This is a genomic window from Micromonospora avicenniae (assembly GCF_900156065.1).
Lineage (GTDB): Bacteria > Actinomycetota > Actinomycetes > Mycobacteriales > Micromonosporaceae > Micromonospora > Micromonospora avicenniae.
The window spans coordinates 235804-259332 of the sequence record NZ_FTNF01000009.1 but is presented as its reverse complement, the minus strand read 5'-3'; the positions used below and the strand labels follow the sequence as shown (position 1 = coordinate 259332).

Here is a 23529-nt window from a genome sequence, read left to right as displayed (position 1 = left end):
TCCGCCGCTACATCATCTGGCGGAACAAGCACGCCGCCGACGAACGCCTACGCGAGGTAGTCAACAGGGCAAACGTTGCCTGACGCGGCACTAGCTGTCAGGCCCCACCGTTGGGTGCACCGTGGCACCGCTTGTACTTACGGCCGGAGCCGCACGGGCAGGGCGCGTTGCGGGACGGTCCGTTGCCGGCATCGACCTGACCCGGTGCCGGGCGGCGGGCGGTGCCGGCCGCGACGGCAGGCCCGCTCATCCCGCTGGCGGGGCGCTGCGGCGCGGTGGGAGCGGTCGTGCCCGGCGCGGCCGGGGCGGCCGTGGCGCGTTGCCCGACGCCGAGAGCCGGCGCCTGCTGGTCGGCCTGCTCGACGGCGACTCCGCCCGCACCCGCCTCACCGTCGATGGTGGGCGAGGAGTACTGGAAGCCCTGCTGCTGCGGGGTCCGGTTGAGGCCCTTCGCCCGCAGCTCGACCGGCTTCTCCAGCAGCTGGACCTCTTCCGCCTGCGGCTCCGGCTCGGCGACCTGGACCTCGAGGTTGTAGAGGAAGCCGACCGTCTCCTCCTTGATGCCGTCCATCATGGTGGCGAACATGTCGAAGCCCTCGCGCTGATACTCGACTACCGGGTCGCGCTGGGCGTACGCACGGAGGCTGATGCCCTCCTGGAGGTAGTCCATCTCGTAGAGGTGCTCGCGCCACTTCCGGTCGATCACCTGGAGCAGGACCATCCGCTCGAGCTGCCGTACGGCCTCCTCGCCGAGCTGCTCCTCGCGCCGGTCGTACGCGGCGTGCGCGTCGTCCTTGAGGCGGCCGACCAGGAAGTCGGCGTCCATGCCGGCGCGGGAACCGCCGGCCTCCTCCTCCAGCTCCTCGATGGTCAGGCCGACCGGGTAGAGCTGCTTGAGGCTGGCCCAGAGCTGGTCGAGGTCCCAGTCCTCGCCGTACCCCTCCGAGGTGGCACCCCGCACGTATGCCTCGACGACGTCGTCGATCATGTTGCGGACCTGCTCCGAGAGGTCCTCACCGTTGAGCACCCGCAGCCGCTCGCCGTAGATCACCTGGCGCTGCTTGTTGAGCACCTCGTCGTACTTCAGGACGTTCTTGCGGATCTCGGCGTTCTGGCCCTCGATCTGGGCCTGCGCGGTCTTGATCTGGCGGGTGACCATCTTCGACTCGATGGGCACGTCCTCCGGGATGTTGAAGCGCTCCATCACCGCCTCGACCGCGCCCGCCCGGAATCGCCGCATCAGCTCGTCCTGCAGCGAGAGGTAGAAGCGGGACTCGCCCGGGTCACCCTGCCGGCCGGCACGACCCCGCAGCTGGTTGTCGATCCGGCGGGACTCGTGCCGCTCGGTGCCGAGGACGTAGAGACCACCGGCTGCGGCGACCTCCTCCGCCTCGGCGTCGCAGGCCTGCTTCCAGGTGGGCAGGACCTCCTCCATCGCCTTGGCGTACTCCTCCTCGTTCTCCACCGGGTCGAGGCCGCGCTGGCGCAGCTCGCTGGCGGCGAGGAACTCGGCGTTACCACCGAGCAGGATGTCGGTACCCCGGCCGGCCATGTTGGTGGCCACCGTGACCGCGCCCTTGCGCCCGGCCTGGGCGACGATCTCCGCCTCCCGCGCGTGGTACTTGGCGTTCAACACCTCGTGCGGGATGCCGCGGCGGCGCAGCAACTGGGAGATGATCTCGGAGTTCTCCACCGAGACGGTGCCGACCAGCACCGGCTGCCCCTGCTCGTGCCGCTCGGCGATGTCCTCCACCACGGCGTTGAACTTGGCCTTCTCGGTCTTGTAGATGACGTCGGGCCGGTCCTGCCGGACCATCGGACGGTGGGTCGGGATGGTGACCACGCCGACCTTGTAGACCTTGTTGAACTCGCTCGCCTCGGTCTGGGCGGTACCGGTCATCCCGGACAGCTTCTCGTAGAGGCGGAAGTAGTTCTGGAGGGTGATGGTGGCCAGGGTCTGGTTCTCCTGCTTGATCTCCACCCCCTCCTTGGCCTCGATGGCCTGGTGCATGCCCTCGTTGTAGCGGCGGCCGTGCAGGATGCGACCGGTGAACTCGTCGACGATCAGGACCTCGCCCTCGTTGACGATGTAGTCCTTGTCGCGCTTGTAGAGCTCCTTGGCCTTGATCGCGTTGTTCAGGTAGCCCACCAGCGGGGTGTTCACCGACTCGTAGAGGTTGTCGATGCCCAGCCGGTCCTCGACCTTCGCCACACCCCGCTCGGTGACGGCGACCGTCCGCTTGGCGTAGTCGACCTCGTAGTCGCCCTCGCCGTCCGTGCCGGGCTGGAGCCGGGCGACGACTCCGGCGAACTCGCTGTACCAGCGGGCGGAGTGCTCGGCGGGACCGGAGATGATCAGCGGCGTCCGGGCCTCGTCGATGAGGATGGAGTCGACCTCGTCGACCACCGCGAAGTTGTGGCCGCGCTGGACCAGCTCATCCTTCGACCAGGCCATGTTGTCGCGCAGGTAGTCGAAGCCGAACTCGTTGTTGGTGCCGTAGGTGATGTCGCACTCGTAGGCGGCCCGGTGCTCGGAGGCCGGCTGGTTGGGCAGCACCACGCCGACGGTGAGCCCGAGGAAGTCGTGCACCCGGCCCATCCAGGCGGCGTCGCGCTGGGCCAGGTAGTCGTTGACCGTGACCACGTGCACGCCCTTGCCGGAGAGCGCGTTGAGGTAGACCGCCATGACCGAGGTGAGGGTCTTGCCCTCACCGGTCTTCATCTCGGCGATGTTGCCGAAGTGCAGCGCCGCACCGCCCATCACCTGGACGTCGTACGGCCGCTGGCCGAGCACCCGCGCTGCCGCCTCCCGCGCCACGGCGAACGCCTCGGGCAGCAGGTCGTCGAGGGTCTCGCCGTCGGCGAGCCGCTCACGGAACTGCAGGGTCATGCCGCGCAGTTCGTCGTCGGTGAGGTTGACGTAGTCGTCCTCGATCGAGTTGACGGCGGCGGCGATGGCCTTGAGGCGGCGCACCATGCGGCCTTCGCCCGCGTTAAGGACCTTTTCCAGAATCGACACGGATCAACGCTCCCCTAGACAGTCTCGAACCATCGTAGGCGCTACATCGGGCCGATGGTCACTGGTGGCGGTGGCCCGGTTCATCGGAAACCGACATACCGCGCGCCCGGCGCCGGATGCCGTGGATATCCGGTTACGCCGTGGGCGAACGATCCGGCACGATGCTCGGGTGGAGCCCACCGAGATCAGGGAAGACGGCCTGCTGCTACGCCCGTGGCGGGCGGACGACGCGGACGACGTGTACCGAGCCTGCCAGGACCCGGACATTCAACGCTGGACCACCGTACCCCGCCCATACCTGGCCGAACACGCACACGGGTTCGTCACCGACTTCACCGCCGGCGTCTGGCGGGAGGACTCCGGCGCCCCGTTCGCGGTCTGCGACGCCGCCACCGGCGAACTGCTCGGCTCCTGCGGGCTCGTCACGCTCGACACCCGCGCCGGCACGGGCGAGATCGGTTACTGGGCGGTGCCCTGGGCACGCAGCCGGGGCGTGACGACCCGGGCCGCCCGTGCCGTCGCCCGATGGGCGTTCGACACGTTGAAACTGCGCCGCCTGATCTGGCAGGCCGAGGTCGGCAACCACGCGTCGCGGCTGGTGGCACTCCGGGCCGGATTCCGGATCGACGGGCGGCTCCGGCTCGCCGACCCGTCCCCCGGCGGCCGGCCGGAGGGCTGGATCGGCTCGCTGCTGCCCGGGGAGGTGCCCGCGCCGGGCGAACCCGGCCCCGCCGCACCCGGCACCCTGGAGGCCCGCCGAGCCGCCGTCTTCGGCCGGCCGCAGCCCGTCCTCTTCGCCACCGCCGGCGCCACGGAGCTGCGGCTGCGTCCGATGGAGGAGCGCGACCTCGACGCGATCGTGCAGACCTGTCGCGACCCGGAGACCATCCGCTGGACGACCGTGCCGGACCCGTACGAGCGGGCGGACGCCGAGTCGTACCTCGAGTTCGTCCGGGGCGCCTGGGCCGCCGGTACCAGCGCCTGCTACGTCTTCACCGACCCCGACGACCGCTACGCGGGCTCGATCGACCTGCGGCTCTCCCCAACCGACCCGTTGCTCGCCGACATCGGCTTCATGGCTCTCCCGGCCGCCCGGGGTCGCGGCTTCACGCCGGCCGCGCTGGCCGCGCTCGGTGCCTGGGGCTTCACCACGCTCGGGCTGGCCCGGATCGAGTGGCGGGCCAACGTCGGCAACACCGCCTCCCGTCGAGCCGCCGAGAAGGCCGGCTTCACCGTCGAGGGCACCGCTCGTGGTGGGCTCACCCACCGGGGCCAGCGGGTGGACGTCTGGACGGGCGCCCTGCTCCCGGGTGACCTCGCATGACGCCCGAGGTGATCGAGGCGTACGGAGTGCGCCTGCGGCCGTCCCGGCTGACCGACGTGGCGGACACGACCGCCGCCTGCGCCGACCCGGTCATCCAGCGGTTCCTGCCTGGCCTACCGGACCCGTACACCGAGGAGAACGCCCGGTGGTGGATCACCGAGGGCGCGCCGGCGGCCTGGGCGACCGGCGGCGCGGCGTACGCGATCGCCGACCCGGCCACCGACCGGCTGCTCGGCTCGGCCGGCCTCAGCAACCCGGTGCCGGAACGCCGGCAGGCGGAGATCGGCTACTGGGTCGCGCCGTGGGCGCGCGGCCGGGGCGTCGCCACGGCCGCCACCCGAGCGCTGGCCGAGGCGGCCTTCGCCGCCGGCACCGTCCGGCTCGAACTGCTCACCCGGGAGGAGAACACGGCCAGCCAGCGGGTGGCGCTGGCCGCCGGGTTCTGGCACGAGGGCGTCCGCCGGTCGGCCGGCCAGGGCCGGAACAATCGGCACGACCTGGGCGTCTGGGTACGCCTCGCCGACGACCCGCCCGGGCCGACCCCGCGACAACTGCCCGACCTGCCGGACGGCACGCTGACCGACGGCGTGGTGACGCTACGCCCGCTCGGCCCGGACGACGTCGACGTGATGTACCGGCTGCACACCCGGGCGGAGGTGGTGGCCAACCAGGCGCCTCCGGTACCGCCGGACCTCGCCACGATCGAGCGGCGCTGCCGGCTGGCGGCGAGCCAGTGGCTCACCGGCGGGCTCGCGCGGATGCTGATCCTGGACGCGGCGACGGGCGACCCGGCCGGCAGTTGCGGACTCTCCGTGAGCGACCCGCACGCCGGTGAGGGCGAGGTCGGCTACGCGTTGCTGCCGCAGTGGCGTGGCCGCGGGTACGCCACCCGTGCGCTGCGACTGCTCGCCGGCTGGGCCTTCGGACCGGCCGGCCTCGCCCGGCTCACCGCCGGCACGATGCCCGACAACGTCGCGTCGCATCGAGTTCTGGAGAACGTCGGCTTCCGCCGGGAGGGCCTCCTCCGGGGTCGGCTTCCCGGCCTGGCCGGCACCCGGATCGACGATCTGGTCTTCGGCCTGCTGCCCAGTGAGCTCCGCTGACGGATCAGGAGGCCGTGGCGTCCACGGCCCCCTGATCGGCGTACGGCTCAGACGGCCAGCGAGATGATGCCGTAGTCGTACGCCCGGCGGCGGTAGACCACGCTGGGCCGGCCGGACTCCTTGTCGAGGAACAGATAGAAGTCGTGCCCGACCAGCTCCATCTGGAACAGGGCGTCGTCGACGGTCATCGGCTCGGCCGGATGCACCTTCTCCCGCGCGATGTGCCAGGGCTGGTCGTCGTACTCCTCCTCGGTCTCGACCCGTTCCGCGACCGCGGTGGCGGCCCGGCCGTTGTCGCTGAACGCGCCGAGCGGGTCCGCCCCCAGGTCGGTGACCGGCAGGTCGGCGGTGGCCGCTGCGACGGAGAGGGGTGCGTGCCGGCCCCGGTGCACGCGGCGCCGGTCGGCCGCCCGGCGCAGCCGGGTCTCGAGCTTGGCGATCGCGGCGTCCAGCGCCGAGTAGAAGTCGTTGGTGCAGGCCTCCGCGCGGATCACCGGACCACGGGAGACGCAGGTGATCTCCACCCGCTGGCAATGGTCGGACTGGCGCGGATTGCGCTCGTGGAACAGTTCCACGTCGACCCGAATGAGTTTGTGGTCGTAGCGTTCGATCTTGGCGAGTTTCTCGGCTACGTGCACCCGGTAATGGTCCGGCACTTCTACGTTTCGGCCCTTGACCACGATGTCCACGTGACCTCCCTGGCTCGGACGAATTTCAATCGGCGTCCGGTCGCTCGCCCCTAGGGATGAGGCCCCGCTCGGCGTCGACCGGTCAGTACGGCTACGCCTCCTTCCACCGCCGGGGGCGGTTGGGAAGACCTCCTACCCCCGACACGTCGACGCTAACTCCTGTTCTCCGGTCAGTCACCCCTGGTTGCGAAGAGCGCCATGATTTTTCGCAGGTCCTACACCATCGGGTGAAACCGAGACACGGAGAGTTATCGCCGCTGTCGCCTTTCGGTGGCGGCGAGCACCGCGGCGACGGCAGGTGACGGACCGATCGCGGTCAGCCCCCGGCTCACCGCGGCGAGGGTGACCCCCGTGGTCACGATGTCGTCGAGCACCACCACCGTCGCGTCGACCCGGCCGCCCCCGCCGCCCCGCCCGCCCGGACGGGGCTGGAAGGCGGCTTCGGCAGCGGCCGCCCGACCGGCGCTGTCCAACGTCACCGAGTCGGGTCGGGGCCGCGCACGCAGCGGCCGGATCACCCGCACCGACCAGCCGGCCCGGCGCAGCCGGTCCGCGCAGTGCCGGGCGAGACGGTCCAGGTGGTCGCCGTAGCGGGCGCGGGCCGCCGCCGCGGTGTCCGGAACCGGCACCAGCGTCACCGGGCGCACCGGTCCCACGGCCACCGCGACCACCTCGGCGAGCAGTGCGCCGAGCGGCCGCGCCAGGCCGTGCCGGCCGTGCTCCTTGTAGGCGAGCAGCGCCTCCCGCAGCGGGCCGGCGTACGGGCCGAGGGCGAAGCAGGGCGGCAGACCGGTTGGGGCGGGAGAGGGCCGCACCGACCGGGGGCGCAGCGCCCCGAGCGTGGATACGCACTCCGGGCAGACCCCGTGGCGCAGCCCCGGGCGGCGTTCCCGGCAGCCCGCGCAGTCGGCGGGCAGAACCAGGTCGCTGAGGTCCGCCCAGAGCCCGCCGAGGCCGCGCACGGCTCAGAACAGGAAGAACGGGGCGGACGGATTGCCTTGGCGTACGCCGGCCGGCGGCGGCGAGACGCCGGCCACCTGGGCCGACGAGATGCGCTCGTCGGAATCGGTCCGGTACGCCACCCCGTTCGCCTCGTACATGAAGGCAGAGGAAACCTGGATCGTCGAGTTGACGGGGAAGGCGGACAGGTGGGTCACCTTGGCCCGCGGGTCAGGGTCGAGCCGCGTCTGCGAAACGCCGTCCACACTGATCTGGTAGATCGCCGGACGCGCGGCCGACGCGGCCACGAGCAGCCGGTACTCGTCGTTCCAGTCGAGCGCCGAGAGGCCGGTCAGTGAGGTGCTCACCCGGCGGGACGGACCGATGGTCACTCCACCCCCGTCCAACAGGTTGACCGCCGCGACGTACAGCCCACCGCCGGCGATCAGCGCGATCCGCTGACCGTCGAGCGAGGCGGCGACAGCGGTCACCACGCCCGGGGGCAGGTTGAGCACGATCTGGGTCGTGTGCGCATTCTGGTCGAACCGGTAGAGCTTGCCGTCGGCCACCACCAGCCCCTGCGGTTGGCGCGGATCACTGGAGCGCAACCAGACGGGCGAGCCGATCTCCTTGAAATCCTGTCCCTTGGCGAACGACGTCACCGGTCCTCGTCCGGTGCCTACGGTCAGGCGCTGCTTCCCTCCCCCCGTGGTCACCACGAGCGCGGCCAGGATCTGCTCGCCGGAGCGCGCGAGCCCGGCGGACACCACGTTCTTGTTCGCCGTCGGGTCGATCGGCACGACGGCGGACGGCTCGTCGGCCAGTGGGTGGATCGCCCCTTCGAACACGCAGTATCGCTGCGGTCCCTCTAGCAGCAAGGGGTACAGGGAGCGTGACGAACGCCGCCCGGCCAGGTTCTCGACCTTCACGGAGTTGTTGCGGATCTTCAGCTCCAGCTCGCCGTCGAAGTCGCGCAACGACCACGCGAGCTGGGTGATGAGCTGATCGATCTGCGTCCGGTCGTCACCGGGCATGTCGAGGTTGACCTCCCAGCGGCCGTCGCCGCCGGTCGCGTTGTTGATCAGCTCTGTGCGGTCGGGCAGGCCCACCACGCCCGTTCGCAGCCAGTCCGACGGACCACCCACCAGCCACTTGACCACCTCGTTGAGCCGCCGCTCGTTGGGCACCGTGTCCGGGAGGTAACGCAGGTCGGGCACCAACTGGGTGCGGTCCGAGCTCCAGAAGTAGATCACCTGACTCGCGTAGTAGTCCTGCAGCGCCGTGTCGCTGAGCAGCAGCACGTTCGGCGGCTCGGTCACGAAGAAGCTGGCCCCGTTCTGCGTCGTACCGGGTTGACCGACACTTCGTAGCCCGAACGTGTACTCCGTGTCGCCGGACACCGGCGGCGCGAGCGTACCGTCGGTCCGCAGGACACCGACCTGTTGTACGACGATGGTCACCGTGACACGAGGGCCGTCGTACACGGACCTCGTGTCGGTCAGCCGGACGACGGTGAGTTCGACCTCGCTGCCCCGCTTCTCCTGGAGCCGGTTGCGGTACTGGGGGTCGATGAACTGCTTCACCCGGTAGTAGGCGCGGTCGGACTCACCCGCGGCAGCGGAGAGGAAGTTCCTGACGAACGCCTCGGGGTCGTCGCCGCTCATCATCCGGGTCGGCGGTTCCTGGCGCCCGGCGTTGACCGCGCCCGGCTCCGTCGCCGGCTCCTTCCGCCGGTCGATCTGTACCTCGGTGCGCTCCGGGATGCCGCATCCGGTGAACCCGACGAGTGCCAGGGCCCCGCAGAGCGCCCCGACCAGGAGACGTCCTCTCACGTACGCACCTCCGCCCGCGTAGCCTCCGGGTCTTCCGACGTCGCCGGGCCGATCGTCAACGCGCCACCAGCGCCCGGGCCGATCGCCAGCGGACCGGCGTCGCCCGGGCCGCCGAAGGGCAGCCGGGCATCCTCGGGCACCAGGCGCAGCGGCGAGGTGGTCAGCCGGTCCCCGGCCCGCGCCGGCAGCGTGAGCCGGAACTGGGCGCCCTGGCCCGGCGCGCCCCACGCCTCCAGCCAGCCGCCGTGCAGCCGCGCGTCCTCCACGCTGATCGACAGCCCGAGGCCGGTGCCGCCGGTCTGCCGCGCCCGCGACGGATCCGCGCGCCAGAACCGGTTGAAGACCAGCTTCTCCTCGCCCGGCTTCAGCCCCACCCCGTGGTCGCGCACGGTGATCGCCACCGCGGTCTCGTCCATGCCCAGACGGATCAGCACCGGTCGGCCCTCGCCGTGCTCGACCGCGTTGCCGACCAGGTTGCGCAGCACGCGCTCGACCCGGCGCGGATCCACCTCGGCGATCACCTCGTCCTCCGGCAGGTCCAGCTCGATCGGTACGCCGACCCGCTCGGCCAGGCCGGTCAGCCGCTCCACCACGCGGTGCACGATCGGCACCAGGTCGGTCGGCTCGGCGTCGAGCATGGCGAAGCCGGCGTCGAACCGGCTGATCTCCAGCAGGTCGGTGAGAAGCTCCTCGAACCGGTCCAGCTCGGCCTGGAGCAGCTCGGCGCTGCGGGCCACCGCCGGGTCGAACTCGTCGCGCTCGGCGAAGATCAGGTCGGCGGCCATCCGGACCGTGGTGAGCGGCGTACGCAGCTCGTGCGAGACGTCGGAGGTGAACCGGCGCTGCAACCGGGACATCTCCTCCAGCCGCAGGATCTGCCGTTGCAGATTGGTGGCCATCTGGTTGAACGACGCGGCGAGCAGCGCCAGGTCGTCCTCGCCGTTGACCACCATCCGCTGGTCGAGCAGCCCCGCGGAGAGCCGCTGGGCGGTGCGCGCCGCCACCCGCACCGGGTTCACCACCAGCCGGGTGACCAGGGCCGCGAGCAGCCCGAGCAGCACCACCAGGGCTGCACCGGTCCCGACCACGGTGGCCCGGGCCTCGGCCGCCGTGGCGTCCTGCCGGGTCAGCGGCACGAGGTAGTAGAGCTCGATCTGGCCGAATTTGGTCGGCACCGGGGAGCCGTACGCCAGGTACTTGGTGTCCTGGTTGCCGGTGAGCCGGCCGGTGCCGATCTGGCTGGCCACGTTGCCGTCGGCGACCGCCGTCCGCAACTCCGGGCTGATCAGGGGGCCGACGTCGATCGCCGGGGCCGCCCGGGTCTGGATGACCCCGGGATGATCCTCGGCGGTGATCGCCACGACCACCCCGCTGGTCTGCTGGGGGTCGCCGCCGGCCAGGTAGTTGACCGTGCCCTCGATGGTCTGCTGGAGCTGGGCCTCCTGCGGCTGGCGGTAGAGGAGGACCTGCTTGGCCGCGTACTCGGCGCCGCCCTCCAACCGCAGCCGTACGTCGGTCTTGGCGTTCTCCAGCAGGATCCCGGTGATCTTGTCGGCGATGAGGTACGCGAAGCCACCCACCAGCAGGCTGGACGCCACCAGTGTGATGGTGACCACCCGGACCTGGAGGGACCGTCGCCACGTCCGGTGCACCCAGGCCACCAGCCGTGCGGTCCGTCCGGCGAGCGCACGCCACAGCTCACGACCGGCGCCGCGTCGGCGGGTCGTCGCTGTCTCGGGGGGCGGGAGCACGGGGGAGGCCACAGTGCGCCCCAGGCTATCCGGTGCCCGCCTTGTAGCCCACACCACGCACGGTGAGGATGATTTCCGGTCGCTCCGGATCGGGCTCGATCTTGGCGCGCAGCCGCTGCACGTGCACGTTCACCAGCCGCGTGTCCGCGGCGTGCCGGTAGCCCCAGACCTGCTCCAGCAGCACCTCGCGGGTGAAGACCTGCCGTGGCTTGCGGGCGAGAGCGACCAGCAGGTCGAACTCCAGCGGCGTCAGCTTCACCTCCTCGCCGTTGCGGCTGACCGTGTGGGCCGGCACGTCGATGCTGATCTGGTTGCCGGGCGGACCGATGGTCAGCAGCTCCGGCGCGACGTCCTCGCCCCGGCGCAGCCGGGCCCGCATCCGGGCCACCAGCTCCTTGGGCTTGAACGGCTTGACCACGTAGTCGTCAGCGCCCGACTCCAACCCGAGCACCACGTCGACCGTGTCGCTCTTGGCGGTCAGCATGACGATCGGCACGCCGGACTCCGTCCGGATCGCGCGCGCCACGTCGATGCCGCTCATCCCGGGCAGCATGAGATCGAGCAGGACGATGTCGGGCCGGCTGTCGCGGAACGCGGCCAGTGCCCGCTCCCCGTCTGCCACGAAAGAGGGCAGGAAACCCTCGCTGCGCAGCACGATGCCGAGCATCTCGGCAAGCGCGGGGTCGTCGTCGACCACCAGAACCCGGGCTCTCATGGGATTAATCTTCCATCCCCATTCAATGTCGGTGGGACCGGCGTCACCCGGCACGGTATCGCCGCGGCAAGCTTGCCACAGCGTCCCCGGCGCTGGGTGACCGCGCGCCGACGCCGACCTGCGGGTCCACCGGATCGGGCCGGGCGTGACACCATGATCCCCGCGTGCGCCACCGCGCGCCACCACCGTTCGTCCCCCAGGAGTACGTGTGCCCGACGCCGGCCCGATCGCCGTGCTCCCGCACCGCCCGCTCACCGTGGGCGAACTGCTCGACTCGGCCGTGCTGCTCCTACGCGAGCAGGCCCGCGTACTGGTGCCGATCGCCTTCGTCCTCGCCGCCGCCGAGCAGTTCCTCGTACTGCAACCGCTGCGGCTCGCGGCCGGCACGGTACCGCCGATCTGGTGGCTGACCGACGGTTCGTTCGGCGCGTACTGGGTGCTGCTCACGACCGGCGCGACGGCCGAGGCCATGATCATCGCGCTGCTCGGCAATCCGGCCGCCCGGGCCGGCGCGGCCGCGCTGCTCGGCCGGACCGCCCGCCCCGGGGAGGTGCTGCACAGAGCCGGCGGCCGTTGGGGTGCCACCGTCCTGTTCGCGCTCGTCGTCGGCGGCCTGATGGGCGTGGCGGCGTTCTGCGGACCGGTCTGGTTCGTGGGCTTCGCCCTGCTGGGGGCCGTCGCACCGGCGCTCGTCGTCGACCGGGTGTCCCTGCCCCGCGTCCTGCCCCGTGCCACCGCGCTGGCCACCCGGTCCGGGATGCGCGCCGGCATGATCCGGTTGCTCGGCTACATCGGCTGGTGGATCCTCCGCGTCGGCCTGGCGAGCGGCGTCATCCTGGGACTGTCCCAACTCGGTCTCCTTGACAGCCGCTGGGCGCTGCCGGTCGCGCTGCTGGCCTGGGCCGCCGTGAACAGCATCGCCTATCCGGCACTCGCCTGCCTGGACGCCGTACTGCACCTGGAGACCCGGATCCGTACCGAGGGCCTGGACATCCTGCTCGCCCGCACCCCGGCCGGAACCCCGGAACCCGTCGTGCTGGCGGCCGACCGATGAGCTTCAGCCGGTGGTGGACGGAGACCACCGCGGCGCTCGGCGACCACGTCCCGCTGTCGCTGGTCGCGGCGCTGCTCGTCGTCGCCGGGGTGACGGCGGCGCTGGGGTGGTACACGTTCCCGGCCTGGGTTCCCCGCCGCCTCCCCCGACCGCGGCTGCGCCTGCCCAGGATCGGACTGCCCCGGATCCGGCTGCCCCGGCCACGCTGGCCCCGACTGCGCCGGCCCCGGCTGCGGCTGCGTCGCCGCCGGGCCGCCGGCAACGCCACGCCGGCGGCCGAACCCGCGGGGCCGCCCGACGAGACGCTCGATCAGTTCACCGCCCATCTCTCGCTCGCCGACCGGCTCGCCGCCGAGGGGCGGTACGCCGAGGCGGTACGGGAGCGGCTGCGCGACATGATCCGCGAGCTGGCGGCGCGGCAGGTGGTGCCCACACAGCCGGGGCTCACGGTGCTCGAGGTCGGCTCGACGGCCACCCGGAACCGGCCGCACACCGGCCCTCCGGTGGTGGCCGCCGGCCTGATCTTCTCCGAGCTCTGGTACGCGCAGCGGCCCGCCACCGCCGACCACGACCGGCGGATGCGGGAACTCGCCGCCGAACTGCACCGGGTGCTCGCCACCCCACCCCCGGTCGAGTCCGCCCCGGCGGACCCCGGCGCCATCGCGGCGGGTGCCGACGGCAGCGCGGGGCCTGGTGGCGGCGTCGTGCCGGCGAACCTGGCGGCCGAGCGGTCCGCCTCCGACGACCGGCCGGCCGTCCTGCGGGAGGAGCGACCGTGACAGCTGTTCCGCAGGCCACGGCCCGCCCGCGCACGGCCGCCGGACCGCCCGGCCCCGCGCCGCGGCGGCGGCGCTGGCACCGGTTGGCCATCCCGCTCGGACTCGTCGCCGCCCTGATCGCCACCACGCTGGTCACGCACGCGCTCGACCGCCCCGACCCGGACGACCGGGGTTACCTCTCCCCGGTGGAGACCGGCGAGCACGGCGGCAGCCGCCTCGCCGACTCCCTGCGCCAGCGGGGCCTCACCGTCCGACGGGAGACCGATGCGCGCGCGGCCCTGTCGACCGCCCGTACCGGGCCGCCGGCCACCCTCTTCGTGCCGGCGGCCGACCTCCTGCGATCGGAGACCCTGGCCCGGCTGACCCGGCTGCCCGTCGGGACCCGGCTGGTGCTGGTCGACCCGTCCGTCCGGGTCCTCCTCGCCACCGGCGTCCCGGTGGATCTCACCGATCGGCGCTGGGCGACGAAGGTGGTGGGGCCGCAGACCGACGGCGCGCCGTGCCCGCTCGATGAGCTGGGCCCGGTACGTCAGGCCGCCGCGCAGCGCCAGCGGTACGAGCCGGACGCCGAGGTCGACGCGGACCTCTGCTTCTCCGCAGGGCTGGCACGACTGCCCGGAGCGGTCGAGACCGTACTCGTCGGCGCCGACGACCCGTTCCGCAACGACCGTTTCGGGGAGCAGGACAACCAGGCGTTCGCCACCGCGCTGCTCGGGGTGCACGCGAGGATCGTCTGGCTGGACCTGGCCGGCCCCGAACCGCCCCTGCCGGCCCGCAGCAGCCCACCGCCGGTTGCGGACTCGCCCACCACCCCGGAAGCCGGCGCGGAGACCATGCCACCGGACGGCAACGGGCAGGGCGGCCGGCCCGGCACGCCGCCCGACGGCTCCGCCGACGGGCCACCCCGCGGCTCCGCCGGCGGACCGCCGCCGAACCCGCTCTGGGGGGCGTTCCCGCTCTGGTTCTGGGCGATCCTCGTTCAACTGGCGCTCGCCCTGCTGCTGGCCGCGCTGTGGCGGGCCCGCCGGCTAGGGCCGCCCGCGCCGGAACCGCTTCCCGTGGCCGTACGCTCGGCCGAGACGGCGCTTGGCCGAGCCCGCCTGTACCAGCGGGCCGGAGCCCGTGGACCGGCCGGACGTACCCTGCGCTCGGCTGCCCTGGCCCGCCTGCTGCCCTGGCTCAACCTGCCGGCGGACGCGCCGCAGGACCGGGTGGCCACGGCCGTGGCGGCGCGTACGGGCGGCGAGCCGGAGCAGATCGAGGAGCTGCTCTACGGCGACGACCCGGCCACCGACGAGGATCTGGTCACCCTGGCCCGTTCGCTCGACACGGTGACCCGTGCCGTCGTGGCCTCCCCGCCCGAGCGGTCGCAGCCCGTCCCATCGCCCCGCACCGACCCGACCGAAGGAGGACCGCGGTGACCCGACCTGCCGCAACCGCCGAGCCGCCGACCATCGGCCCCGACGATGCCCGCGCCGCCCTGCACCGGTTGCGGGCCGAGGTCGGCAAGGCTGTCGTCGGCCAGGACTCCGTGGTCACCGGGTTGGTGATCGCCCTGCTCTGCCGGGGCCACGTGCTGCTCGAAGGCGTACCGGGAGTGGCCAAGACCCTGCTTATCCGCACCGTGGCCACCGCACTGGACCTGGACTCCAAGCGGGTGCAGTTCACCCCCGACCTGATGCCCGGCGACGTCACCGGCTCGTTGATCTTCGATCCGCACACCGCCGCGTTCACCTTCCGGGAGGGCCCGGTCTTCACCAACCTCCTGCTCGCCGACGAGATCAACCGGACGCCACCGAAGACCCAGTCGGCGCTGCTGGAGGTCATGGAGGAGCGGCAGGTGTCGGTGGAGGGTGCCCGGCGTCCGCTGCCCGACCCGTTCATCGTGGCCGCCACCCAGAACCCGGTCGAGTACGAGGGCACCTACCCGCTGCCCGAGGCCCAGCTGGACCGGTTCCTGCTCAAGCTCACCGTGCCGCTGCCCAACCGGGAGGAGGAGCTGGGCGTGCTGCGGGCGCACCACGCCGGTTTCGACCCGCGTGACCTCGCCGCGGCCGGCGTACGGCCGGTGGCGACCGCCGCGGACCTGGCGGCCGCCCGCGCCGCGGTCGGCCGGGTCCACGTGGCCGATCCGCTCCTCGGCTACCTCGTCGACCTCTGCCGGGCCACCCGTAACACCCCCGCGTTGGAGCTCGGCGCCTCGCCGCGCGGCTCGACCGCGCTGCTGAACACCGCCAAGGCGTGGGCCTGGCTGGCCGGACGGGACCACGTGGTGCCGGACGACGTGAAGGCGGTGGCCCGGCCCACCCTGCGGCACCGGCTGCGGCTGCGGCCGGAGGTGGAGCTGGAAGGCGTGGGGGTGGACTCGGTGCTGGACGCGGTGCTCGCCACCGTGCCGACGCCGCGATGACCTGGCGGGCGGCGCTGCTGCTGGCGGCCGGGGCGCTGACCCTTCCGCTCTGGCCGTCGCCGTTCGCGGGCGTGCTGGTGATGACCGGCGGGGTGTTGCTGCTCGTGCTCGTCGACCGGATGCGGGCGGTCCCGCCGACCGCGCTCAGCGTGGAACGGGAGGGCGACCGGACGGTCCGGCTCGGCGGCACGGCCACCGTCGCGCTTCGCCTCGGCAACGGTTCCGGACGTACGCTGCGCGCCCAGGTCCGCGATGCCTGGGTGCCCTCGGCTGGCGCCCGCCCCGACGTGCCCCCGGAACGGATCGTCACGGTGCCGCCCGGCGACACGCTGGTGCTGCCCACCCGGTTGACGCCGACCCGGCGTGGCGACCGCCCGGCGGTGTCCCTGACCATCCGCTCGTACGGGCCGATGCGGCTGGCGTTCCGGCAACGCTCGGGCCGCCCCGCCACGCCACCGTGGACGCTGCGCGTACTGCCCCGGTTCGACTCCCGCCGGCACCTGCCCGAGAAGCTGGCCCGGCTGCGGATCATCGACGGCACCCAGGTCACCCGCGGGCGTGGCCAGGGCACCGAGTTCGACACGCTGCGCGAGTACGTGGTCGGCGACGACATCCGGTCGATCGACTGGCGGGCCAGCGCCCGGCAGGCGGACGTGCTGGTGCGCACCTGGCGGCCGGAGCGGGACCGGCGGCTGGTCTGCGTGCTCGACACCGGCCGCACCTCGGCCGTTCGGGTCGGCGACGAGCCCCGGCTGGACACCTCCATCGACGCCGCGTTGCTGCTCACGGCGCTCGCCGCCCGGGCCGGCGACCGCGTCGACCTGCTCGCCGCGGACACGGCGATCCGGGCCACGGTGACCGGCAGCGGCCGGCCGGCGCTGCTCCCCCGGCTGGTGCACGCGCTCGCCCCGCTCCAGCCGGCCCTGGTCGAGACGGACTTCGAACTGATCGCCGGCGAGATCCTGCGTCGGCAGCGTCAGCGCAGCCTGGTGGTGCTGTTCACCGCGCTGGAGGCGGGAGCCCTCGGCGAGGGACTGCTGCCGGTGCTGCCCCGGCTGGCCGCGCGGCACCGGGTGGTGATCGCGGCGATCCACGACCCGGTGCTGACCACGATGACCTCGACCACGCCGGCCAGAGCGGCGGATGCCTACGCGGCTGCGGCCGGATGGCGGGCGCTGGCCGAACGGGACCGGGTACGGGCGGCGTTGACCCGCCACGGCGTCACCGTGGTGGACGCTCCGGCCGGTGCCCTCGCCACCCGCCTGGCCGACACCTACCTACGCCTGAAGGCCCGAGCCCAACTCTGACCCCACCCCACCAGCGGGGTTGGCGGCCGGGTCCGGGACGGATTCCGGGTGGGTGGCGCGGCGGCCGAGGATGAGGACGTACGCCAGGAAGGCGAGCCAGACGACGGCGCCGAGGCCGACGCGCAACGGAACCGGCACCGGGGCCGGGGTGACGAACGCCTCGACGAACGCCGAGACCGCGAAGACCCCGACCAGGCCGAGCGCCACCACGATCGCCGAACGGCCGGCGCGAGCGACCGCCTGGCCCCTGGTCAGCTCGGCGGGCGGCGAGATCCACGCCCAGCCCGTACGCAGACCGACCCCGGCGGCCACGAAGACCCCGGTCAGCTCCAACAGTCCGTGCGGGGTGATGAGGCCGAAGAAGACATCCGACCGCCCGTACGAGATCATCACGCCGCCGACCACCCCGATGTTGAGCGCGTTCTGCCAGAGCAGGTAGAACACCGGCACGATCAGCACCCCGGACGCCAGGCACTGCGCGGCGATCCAGGCGTTGTGCGTCCAGAGGTGGAAGGCGAAGGTCGGCGCGGAGAATTCCGTGTAGTAACCGGCGAAGCCCGACTCGACCAACTCGGCCGCCGCGTCGTCGCCGATGAACGCGGCGGCGGTGTCCGGGTTGCCGGCGACGAACCACATCAGGAAGAAGCTCAGCACGCTGAACGCGGTCGCCACCGCGCACCACCAGGGCCAGGCCCGGTAGACCGCACCCGGAAAGCCGGCGAGCAGGAACCTGGTGACGGCCGAGAGGGACGGGCGGGACCGGCCGGTGATCCGCGCCCGGGCCCGCAGCACCAGCTGGGAGAGCTGACTGACCAGCGCGGGGTCGGGTGAGCGGCTGCGCAGCACGGAGAGCTGGGTGGCCGTCCGCTGGTAGAGGGCGATGAGTTCGTCGACCTCCTCGGCGTCGAGACGGCTGCGCCGGCACAGCGCCTCGAGACGCCGCCACTGTCCGCCGTGCTCCGCGACGTACGCGTCGAGATCCACATGCACCTCCGTGCGGGGATCATAGTGTTCACTGTCGGGGTGAGCGCGCAACCACCACCGCCGGCCCGTACCCGCCCCGCTGCCCGGGCCGTGCCGTGGAGCGACGCCGGCCTGGTCAGCGGCGAGGCGGTGGCCTTGGAGGTCCGGGTCGCCCGGCTCGGCTCGCGGGTGCTCGCGCTGCTGCTGGACGTCCTGACCCAGCTGGTGGCCGCCCTGCTGCTCGCCGTGCTGATCGCGCTGCTCTTCGCGGCTCTGCCGTTCGAGCTGGTCGACGCGGCGCTGAACAGCGCGACCGGCACCCTCGCGCTGGTCCTCGTGCTGGTCGGCTACCCGGTGCTGATGGAGCGCTTCAACAATGGTCAGACGGTGGGCAAGCTCGCGGTCGGCCTGCGGGTGATCAGCGCCGACGGCGGCCCGGTCGAGCTCCGGCAGTCACTGACCCGGGCTCTGGTCGGCGTCGCCGTGGAGTGGCCCGGCCTCATCCTGCCGCTGATCAGCTGGGTGGCCGGGGTGACGGTCATGCTGACCGACCGACGGGGACGGCGCCTCGGTGACCTGGTGGCCGGCACGCTGGTCGTACACACCCGCACCGCGTCCGTGTGGCGCCCCATCCCGACCGCAGTGCCGCCGCTGGTCGGCTGGGCGTACACGCTGGACCTGAGCCGGCTCGACGACAAGCTGGTGCTGGCCGTGCGGCAGTACCTGGCGCGGGTGCACCTCTTCGCGGAGCCGGCGCGGACCCGGTTGGCCCGCGGGCTCTGGGCCGAGGTGGCCGAGGCGGCCGCGGTGACCACGCCGCCGCCACCATTGGCCGCGCCGGAGACCGTCTACCTGGCCGCCGTGCTCGGGGAACGGCACCGCAGGGCGGTACAGCGGCTCCAACGGACCCGGGCGGTGACCTCGGCGCTCTGGCCGGAGCTGGTTCCCTCCCCGCCGACCATGCCGATCCGCCCGGCCTCGCCGGAGCCGGCAACGACCGGCCGGGTAACGCCGAGCCAACCCAGCCTTCCGGTGCTGCGCCCGGCGGCGGCACCCCCCACCCAGCCCGACACTCCGGCCGCACGCCCGGCGACCGTTGCCGGCGAGCGACCCGGTGCCTGACCGTGGGGCACCGGACCCTCGTGCCGTCCGGGACGCGGACGGTGCGGGCCGGCAGGCTGTGCGGGACGCCAGCGCGCGGCGGCTGTGGGAGGATCCGGAACCGCTCCTACGCGTAGACAGGACGACCGTGCCCGACGACCCGTTCACCTTCACCGTCGCGTCCGCCCCGGCCCTGCCGGGAGGGCGACCGTGAGGGGCTTCGGCCCGTGGCTGGCGGTGCTGGCCGTGGTGTTCCTGCTGAGCGCGCTGCGGTTGCGGGCACTGGCCACCGCGGTCTCGTTGGCCTGGCTCGCCTGGTGCGTCTGGACCTGGGTCCGCCCGAGCCGCCGCGGCCCTGGTTGATACCTCCGGGAAGCGCGAACCGACCGCCGTGCCCTGGTTGATACCTCCGGAATGCGCGAACCGGGCCGGCCGCTCGCGCGGCCGGCCCGGTTCACATCGGGTCAGTAGCGGTAGTGCTCGGGCTTGAAGGGGCCCTCCACCGGCACACCGAGGTAGGCGGCCTGCTCCTTGCTGAGCGTGGTCAGCTTGGCGCCGAGCGCGTCCAGGTGCAGCCGGGCGACCTTCTCGTCCAGGTGCTTGGGCAGCACGTAGACGCCGATCGGGTACTCGTCGGTCTTGGTGAAGAGTTCGATCTGCGCGATCGTCTGGTTGGAGAACGAGTTCGACATGACGAAGCTCGGGTGACCGGTCGCGTTGCCCAGGTTCAGCAGGCGGCCCTCGGAGAGCACGATGATCGCGTGGCCGTCGTCGAACCGCCACAGGTCGACCTGCGGCTTGATGTTCTCGCGCTGGACGTCCGAGCGCTTGGCCAGGCCGGCCATGTCGATCTCGTTGTCGAAGTGGCCGATGTTGCCGACGATGGCCTGGTGCTTCATCCGGGCCATGTGCTCGTGGGTGATGACGCTGAAGCAGCCGGTGGCGGTGACGAAGATGTCCGCCTTTTCCACGACGTCGTCCAGGGTGGCCACCTGGTAGCCGTCCATCGCGGCCTGCAGCGCGCAGATCGGGTCGACCTCGGTCACCACGACTCGGGCGCCCTGGCCGCGCAGCGACTCGGCGCAGCCCTTGCCCACGTCACCGTAGCCCATCACAACGGCCATCTTGCCGCCGATCAGCACGTCGGTGGCCCGGTTGATGCCGTCGATCAGCGAGTGCCGGCAGCCGTACTTGTTGTCGAACTTGCTCTTGGTCACCGAGTCGTTGACGTTGATGGCCGGGAAGAGCAGGGTGCCTTCGCGCTGCATCTCGTAGAGGCGGTGCACGCCGGTGGTGGTCTCCTCGGTGACGCCCTTGATGCCGGCGGCGATCCGGGTCCAGCGCTGGCCGTCCTCGGCGAGCGTGCGGTGCAGCAGGCCGAGGATGACCGCGTACTCCTCGGAGTCGGCGGACTCGACGGGCGGCACTGCGCCGGCCTTCTCGAACTCGACGCCCTTGTGCACGAGCAGGGTGGCGTCACCGCCGTCGTCGAGGATCATGTTCGGGCCCTGCCCGTCCGGCCAGGTGAGCACCTGCTCGGTGCACCACCAGTACTCCTCGAGCGTCTCACCCTTCCAGGCGTAGACCGGGACGCCGGCCGGGGCGTCGGGGGTGCCGTTCGGGCCGACCACGATCGCCGCGGCGGCATGGTCCTGGGTGGAGAAGATGTTGCAGGAAGCCCAGCGGACCTGCGCGCCGAGCGCGACCAGGGTCTCGATCAGGACGGCCGTCTGGATGGTCATGTGCAGCGACCCGGTGATCCGGGCACCGGCCAGCGGCTGTGCCTCGGCGAACTCGCTACGGATCGCCATCAGCCCGGGCATCTCGTGCTCGGCGAGGCGGATCTCCTTGCGCCCGAACTCGGCGAGCGACAGATCCGCCACCTTGTAGTCGCCCTCGGCGACGGTGTTCGGCCGAGCCTCGGACGGCGTACCGCTGGACGCCGGGAGGGTGCTGGTCATGGAAGCTCCTGTCGGACGATGTGCTGCGCGACCCTCCACCTTACGCGCGCCGGCGTGCGGGCACCCCGGCCGCCCGGAGACGCGGGATCCCGGACAGCGCACGGGGCGGTCGGTCGTGAACGGACTTTCCGTCCACCAGCCGGCCGCCCCGCGCATCCCCCCGGTTTGGTTCCCCGCGCGTTCTCGGACCGTCGTCGCGATAACGCTGCGTACCCATAGAGTCACACTGAGCTAGCGTCGCGTCAAGCCATTCCGGAAAAGTCGGACTTGCCGATTCTGCACTTCGGGCCGCTGTCGGACGCACGTGCCGCCCCGGCACTCGGGCCGCCCGGTCGTGGGCGGCCCAGCCAGGCCGTCAGCTCACTCCGCTGGAGGCCACGTACGCCGCACCGGACCCGGTGATCCGCAGCGCACCGCCAGCGGCGCTGCCGATCCCGGCCTGACCGCGCTCCAGCTTCAGCACACCGGCCCCGTCGTCCACGGTGACCTGGCCGGTCAGGCAGAGAACCACGCGCGGGCCCGCGACGGAGAGCTCCACCTCCGGCACCTCGCCACCCACGGTCACCCGATACAGCGCGAAGTCGTCCACCGGCACCGGCCAGCAGTCCACCCCAGCACCGACCGGCCGGGCCGCGAGCACCGGGTTGTCGAGCACCTCGAAACGCAGCACCCGCAGCAGCTCGTCGACGTCCACCCGCTTCGGGGTGAGGCCGCCACGCAGCACGTTGTCGCTCGCCGCCATGATCTCCACACCGGTGCCGCGCAGGTAGGCGTGCAGGTTGCCGGCCGGCATCCAGATCGCCTCACCGGGCACCAGCCGGACGTGGTTGAGCAACAGCGCCACCAGCACGCCAGGGTCGGCCGGGTACTCGGCCGCCAGCGACCGCGCCAGTTCGGCGTCCGGACCGTCGACCGGCGCGGCGACCACCGCGGCCACCAGCCCGGCCCGTTCCTCCTGCGGCCAGGTCAGCAGGGTGCGGACCGCCGTGCGCAGGCCCGCCAGGCCGGTACGCAGCGCGTCCACGACCGGCCCCAGCGACGGTACGTCGAACTCGGCGAGCGCCCGCGCCGACTCCGCCGGGTCACGGAACCCGCAGAGCGCCTCGAACGGTGAGAGCGCGACCAGCAGCTCCGGCTTGTGGTACGGGTCGACGTAGTTGCGCTCCCCCGCCGGACGTGCGATGTCGGCGGCGTGGCCGGCCCGCGCCTGCTTGGCGTCCGGATGGGCCTGAAGGCTCAACGCGCCTTCCGCGGCCAGCACCTTCAGCAGGAACGGCAGTCGGGTACCGAACCGGTTGACGCCCTCCCGACCGAGCCAGTGCTCCGGCTCCGCCTCCAGCACGTCCAGCAGGCTGACCCGGTTGCCGTCGCGTTCGACGGCGGCCGGGGCGCCCGGGTGGGCGCCGAGCCAGAGTTCGGCCTCGGGGCCGTCGCTCGGCACCGGCCGTCCCTGCAGAGCGGCGATGGCCGAACGGGATCCCCAGGCATAGTCCCGAACAGGGCCGTACAACAGTTCCACTTGTTTCAGCTCCCCGGCCTCTCGGCCGTCTCGTCCGCCGCGCCCTGCGTCGGCGGTACCGCGGTTCGCGACGCGGACCCGGTGCCCGCGCGCTCAGCGGCCGCGCTGTAGATGTCCGGCTCGAGGTAGATGACCCGCGCGATCGGCACGGCGGCACGGATCCGCGCCTCCACGGCGTTGATGCCGCGGGCGACCTCCTCGGCGCTCTCGCAGGCCGACACACCGACCTTCGCGGCCACCATCAGCTCCTCCGGCCCCAGGTAGAGCGTCTTCATGTGGATGATCCGCTCGACCTCCGGCCCCTCGGTCACGGCCCGCTCGATGGCGGCCAGGTCGTGCGCCTCGGCACCCTCACCGAGCAGCAGGCTCTTCGTCTCGATGGCGAGCACCACGGCGATGGTGACGAGCAGGATGCCGATCATGGCGGTGCCCAGCGCGTCCCACTCGCCGTTGCCGGTGACCAGCGTCATGCTCACGCCGAAGAGCGCGAACACCAGGCCGATCAGCGCGCCGAAGTCCTCCAGCAGGACCACCGGCAGCTCCGGCGCCTTGGCGCGACGGATGAACTTGACCCAGGACTGGCCGCCCCGGAGATGGTTCGACTCCTTGATGGCCGTACGGAAGGAGAACGACTCCAATGTGATCGCGATGAGCAGCACCGCGATCGGCACCCACTGGTGATCGTGGATGCCCTCCTTCTCCTGGTACTTGTGGTACGCCTCGTACAACGCGAACAGGCCACCGACGCTGAACAGCACGATGGAGACGATGAACGCGTAGATGTAGCGCTCGCGGCCGTAGCCGAACGGGTGCTGCGGGGTGGCTTCCCGCTTGGCCCGCTTGCCGCCGAGCAGCAGCAGCCCCTGGTTGCCCGAGTCGGCCACCGAGTGGATCGCTTCCGCCAGCATCGACGACGAGCCGGTCAGCAGGAACGCGACGAACTTCGTGACGGCGATGCCGATGTTGGCCAGCAGGGCCGCGATGATCGCCCTGGTTCCGCCTTCAGCGCTCACGCCGCCGCTCCGCTGAGCCACGCAACCCCGCTACGAGACGGGGTCCCGCG

19 protein-coding genes are annotated in these 23529 nt (G+C 72.4%); 9 read left to right on the top strand and 10 right to left on the bottom strand.

Going from position 1 to position 23529, the window contains the following annotated elements:
- Positions 1-97 precede the first annotated feature (97 nt).
- Complete coding sequence (gene secA, locus BXA10_RS16575) at positions 98-3019, bottom strand: preprotein translocase subunit SecA (protein WP_076471256.1); 2922 nt, start codon at positions 3017-3019, stop codon at positions 98-100.
- A 169-nt stretch (positions 3020-3188) separates the two neighbouring features.
- Between secA and BXA10_RS16570 the strand changes: the two genes are divergently transcribed.
- Together BXA10_RS16570 and BXA10_RS16565 are read left to right on the top strand one after the other, a co-directional pair.
- Entirely contained in the window at positions 3189-4343 is a 1155-nt protein-coding gene (locus BXA10_RS16570) for a GNAT family N-acetyltransferase (protein WP_076471255.1), read from the top strand.
- Complete coding sequence (locus BXA10_RS16565) at positions 4340-5446, top strand: GNAT family N-acetyltransferase (protein WP_076471254.1); 1107 nt, start codon at positions 4340-4342, stop codon at positions 5444-5446. Before BXA10_RS16570 ends, BXA10_RS16565 begins: the two co-directional genes overlap by 4 nt.
- A gap of 47 nt (positions 5447-5493) precedes the next feature.
- On the opposite strand, the gene hpf is transcribed toward BXA10_RS16565, so the two are convergent.
- The 5 genes from hpf to mtrA form a co-directional block, all read right to left on the bottom strand.
- The gene (gene hpf, locus BXA10_RS16560; protein WP_076471253.1) at positions 5494-6135 is read right to left on the bottom strand and encodes a ribosome hibernation-promoting factor, HPF/YfiA family; all 642 of its coding nucleotides are present in this window, start codon (positions 6133-6135) and stop codon (positions 5494-5496) included.
- A gap of 248 nt (positions 6136-6383) precedes the next feature.
- Positions 6384-7097, bottom strand: coding sequence for a ComF family protein (locus tag BXA10_RS16555; RefSeq protein ID WP_076471252.1), 714 nt, complete (start codon positions 7095-7097; stop codon positions 6384-6386).
- Between the two features lie 3 nt (positions 7098-7100).
- Positions 7101-8906 carry an LpqB family beta-propeller domain-containing protein gene (locus tag BXA10_RS16550; protein ID WP_076471251.1) on the bottom strand — a complete coding sequence of 602 codons (1806 nt, stop codon included), beginning with the start codon at positions 8904-8906 and terminating at the stop codon, positions 7101-7103.
- Positions 8903-10669 (bottom strand): MtrAB system histidine kinase MtrB, encoded by a 1767-nt coding sequence (gene mtrB, locus BXA10_RS16545; protein ID WP_076471250.1) that lies wholly within the window; start codon positions 10667-10669, stop codon positions 8903-8905. The genes BXA10_RS16550 and mtrB overlap by 4 nt, the downstream gene beginning before the upstream one ends.
- Positions 10670-10682: 13 nt before the next feature.
- A complete protein-coding gene (mtrA, locus tag BXA10_RS16540; RefSeq protein WP_076471249.1) occupies positions 10683-11372 on the bottom strand; it encodes an MtrAB system response regulator MtrA in 690 nt (229 codons plus the stop codon).
- Between the two features lie 208 nt (positions 11373-11580).
- Here mtrA and BXA10_RS16535 point away from each other — a divergent pair, with 208 nt between their 5' ends.
- The 5 genes from BXA10_RS16535 to BXA10_RS16510 are packed head-to-tail and all read left to right on the top strand — an operon-like array spanning position 11581 to position 16922.
- Positions 11581-12426, top strand: a complete 846-nt coding sequence (locus tag BXA10_RS16535) for a hypothetical protein (protein WP_076471248.1) — start codon at positions 11581-11583, stop codon at positions 12424-12426.
- Complete coding sequence (locus BXA10_RS30450) at positions 12423-13205, top strand: DUF4129 domain-containing protein (RefSeq protein WP_084752872.1); 783 nt, start codon at positions 12423-12425, stop codon at positions 13203-13205. The genes BXA10_RS16535 and BXA10_RS30450 overlap by 4 nt, the downstream gene beginning before the upstream one ends.
- Positions 13202-14626 (top strand): DUF4350 domain-containing protein, encoded by a 1425-nt coding sequence (locus BXA10_RS16520; RefSeq protein ID WP_076471245.1) that lies wholly within the window; start codon positions 13202-13204, stop codon positions 14624-14626. The genes BXA10_RS30450 and BXA10_RS16520 overlap by 4 nt, the downstream gene beginning before the upstream one ends.
- 32 nt (positions 14627-14658) lie before the next feature.
- Positions 14659-15615: an AAA family ATPase gene (locus BXA10_RS16515; protein ID WP_076471293.1), complete on the top strand. Its 957-nt coding sequence runs from the start codon at positions 14659-14661 to the stop codon at positions 15613-15615.
- Positions 15612-16922 (top strand): DUF58 domain-containing protein, encoded by a 1311-nt coding sequence (locus tag BXA10_RS16510; protein ID WP_076471244.1) that lies wholly within the window; start codon positions 15612-15614, stop codon positions 16920-16922. The genes BXA10_RS16515 and BXA10_RS16510 overlap by 4 nt, the downstream gene beginning before the upstream one ends.
- On the opposite strand, the gene BXA10_RS16505 is transcribed toward BXA10_RS16510, so the two are convergent.
- Positions 16893-17906 carry a stage II sporulation protein M gene (locus tag BXA10_RS16505; protein WP_076471243.1) on the bottom strand — a complete coding sequence of 338 codons (1014 nt, stop codon included), beginning with the start codon at positions 17904-17906 and terminating at the stop codon, positions 16893-16895. The genes BXA10_RS16510 and BXA10_RS16505 overlap by 30 nt on opposite strands.
- 39 nt (positions 17907-17945) lie before the next feature.
- On the opposite strand from BXA10_RS16505, the gene BXA10_RS16500 reads away from it, so the two are divergent.
- Both BXA10_RS16500 and BXA10_RS31530 read left to right on the top strand, forming a co-directional pair.
- Positions 17946-19007, top strand: a complete 1062-nt coding sequence (locus tag BXA10_RS16500) for an RDD family protein (RefSeq protein WP_245828276.1) — start codon at positions 17946-17948, stop codon at positions 19005-19007.
- Positions 19008-19196: 189 nt separating this feature from the next.
- Entirely contained in the window at positions 19197-19349 is a 153-nt protein-coding gene (locus BXA10_RS31530; RefSeq protein ID WP_175649223.1) for a hypothetical protein, read from the top strand.
- 101 nt (positions 19350-19450) lie between these two features.
- On the opposite strand, the gene ahcY is transcribed toward BXA10_RS31530, so the two are convergent.
- The 3 genes from ahcY to BXA10_RS16485 form a co-directional block, all read right to left on the bottom strand.
- Complete coding sequence (gene ahcY / locus BXA10_RS16495; RefSeq protein ID WP_076471242.1) at positions 19451-20947, bottom strand: adenosylhomocysteinase; 1497 nt, start codon at positions 20945-20947, stop codon at positions 19451-19453.
- Between the two features lie 355 nt (positions 20948-21302).
- Positions 21303-22466, bottom strand: a complete 1164-nt coding sequence (gene manA, locus BXA10_RS16490; RefSeq protein ID WP_076471241.1) for a mannose-6-phosphate isomerase, class I — start codon at positions 22464-22466, stop codon at positions 21303-21305.
- Between the two features lie 5 nt (positions 22467-22471).
- Entirely contained in the window at positions 22472-23479 is a 1008-nt protein-coding gene (locus BXA10_RS16485) for a cation diffusion facilitator family transporter (protein ID WP_076471240.1), read from the bottom strand.
- Positions 23480-23529 lie beyond the last annotated feature (50 nt).

What these genes read in the sequence shown, in the direction of transcription:
- BXA10_RS16565 (WP_076471254.1), top strand. Translation starts at nt 4,340, where the DNA reads ATGACGCCCGAGGTGATCGAGGCGTACGGAGTGCGCCTGCGGCCGTCC.
- mtrA (WP_076471249.1), bottom strand. Translation starts at nt 11,372, where the DNA reads ATGAGAGCCCGGGTTCTGGTGGTCGACGACGACCCCGCGCTTGCCGAG.
- BXA10_RS30450 (WP_084752872.1), top strand. Translation starts at nt 12,423, where the DNA reads ATGAGCTTCAGCCGGTGGTGGACGGAGACCACCGCGGCGCTCGGCGAC.
- BXA10_RS16510 (WP_076471244.1), top strand. Translation starts at nt 15,612, where the DNA reads ATGACCTGGCGGGCGGCGCTGCTGCTGGCGGCCGGGGCGCTGACCCTT.
- ahcY (WP_076471242.1), bottom strand. Translation starts at nt 20,947, where the DNA reads ATGACCAGCACCCTCCCGGCGTCCAGCGGTACGCCGTCCGAGGCTCGG.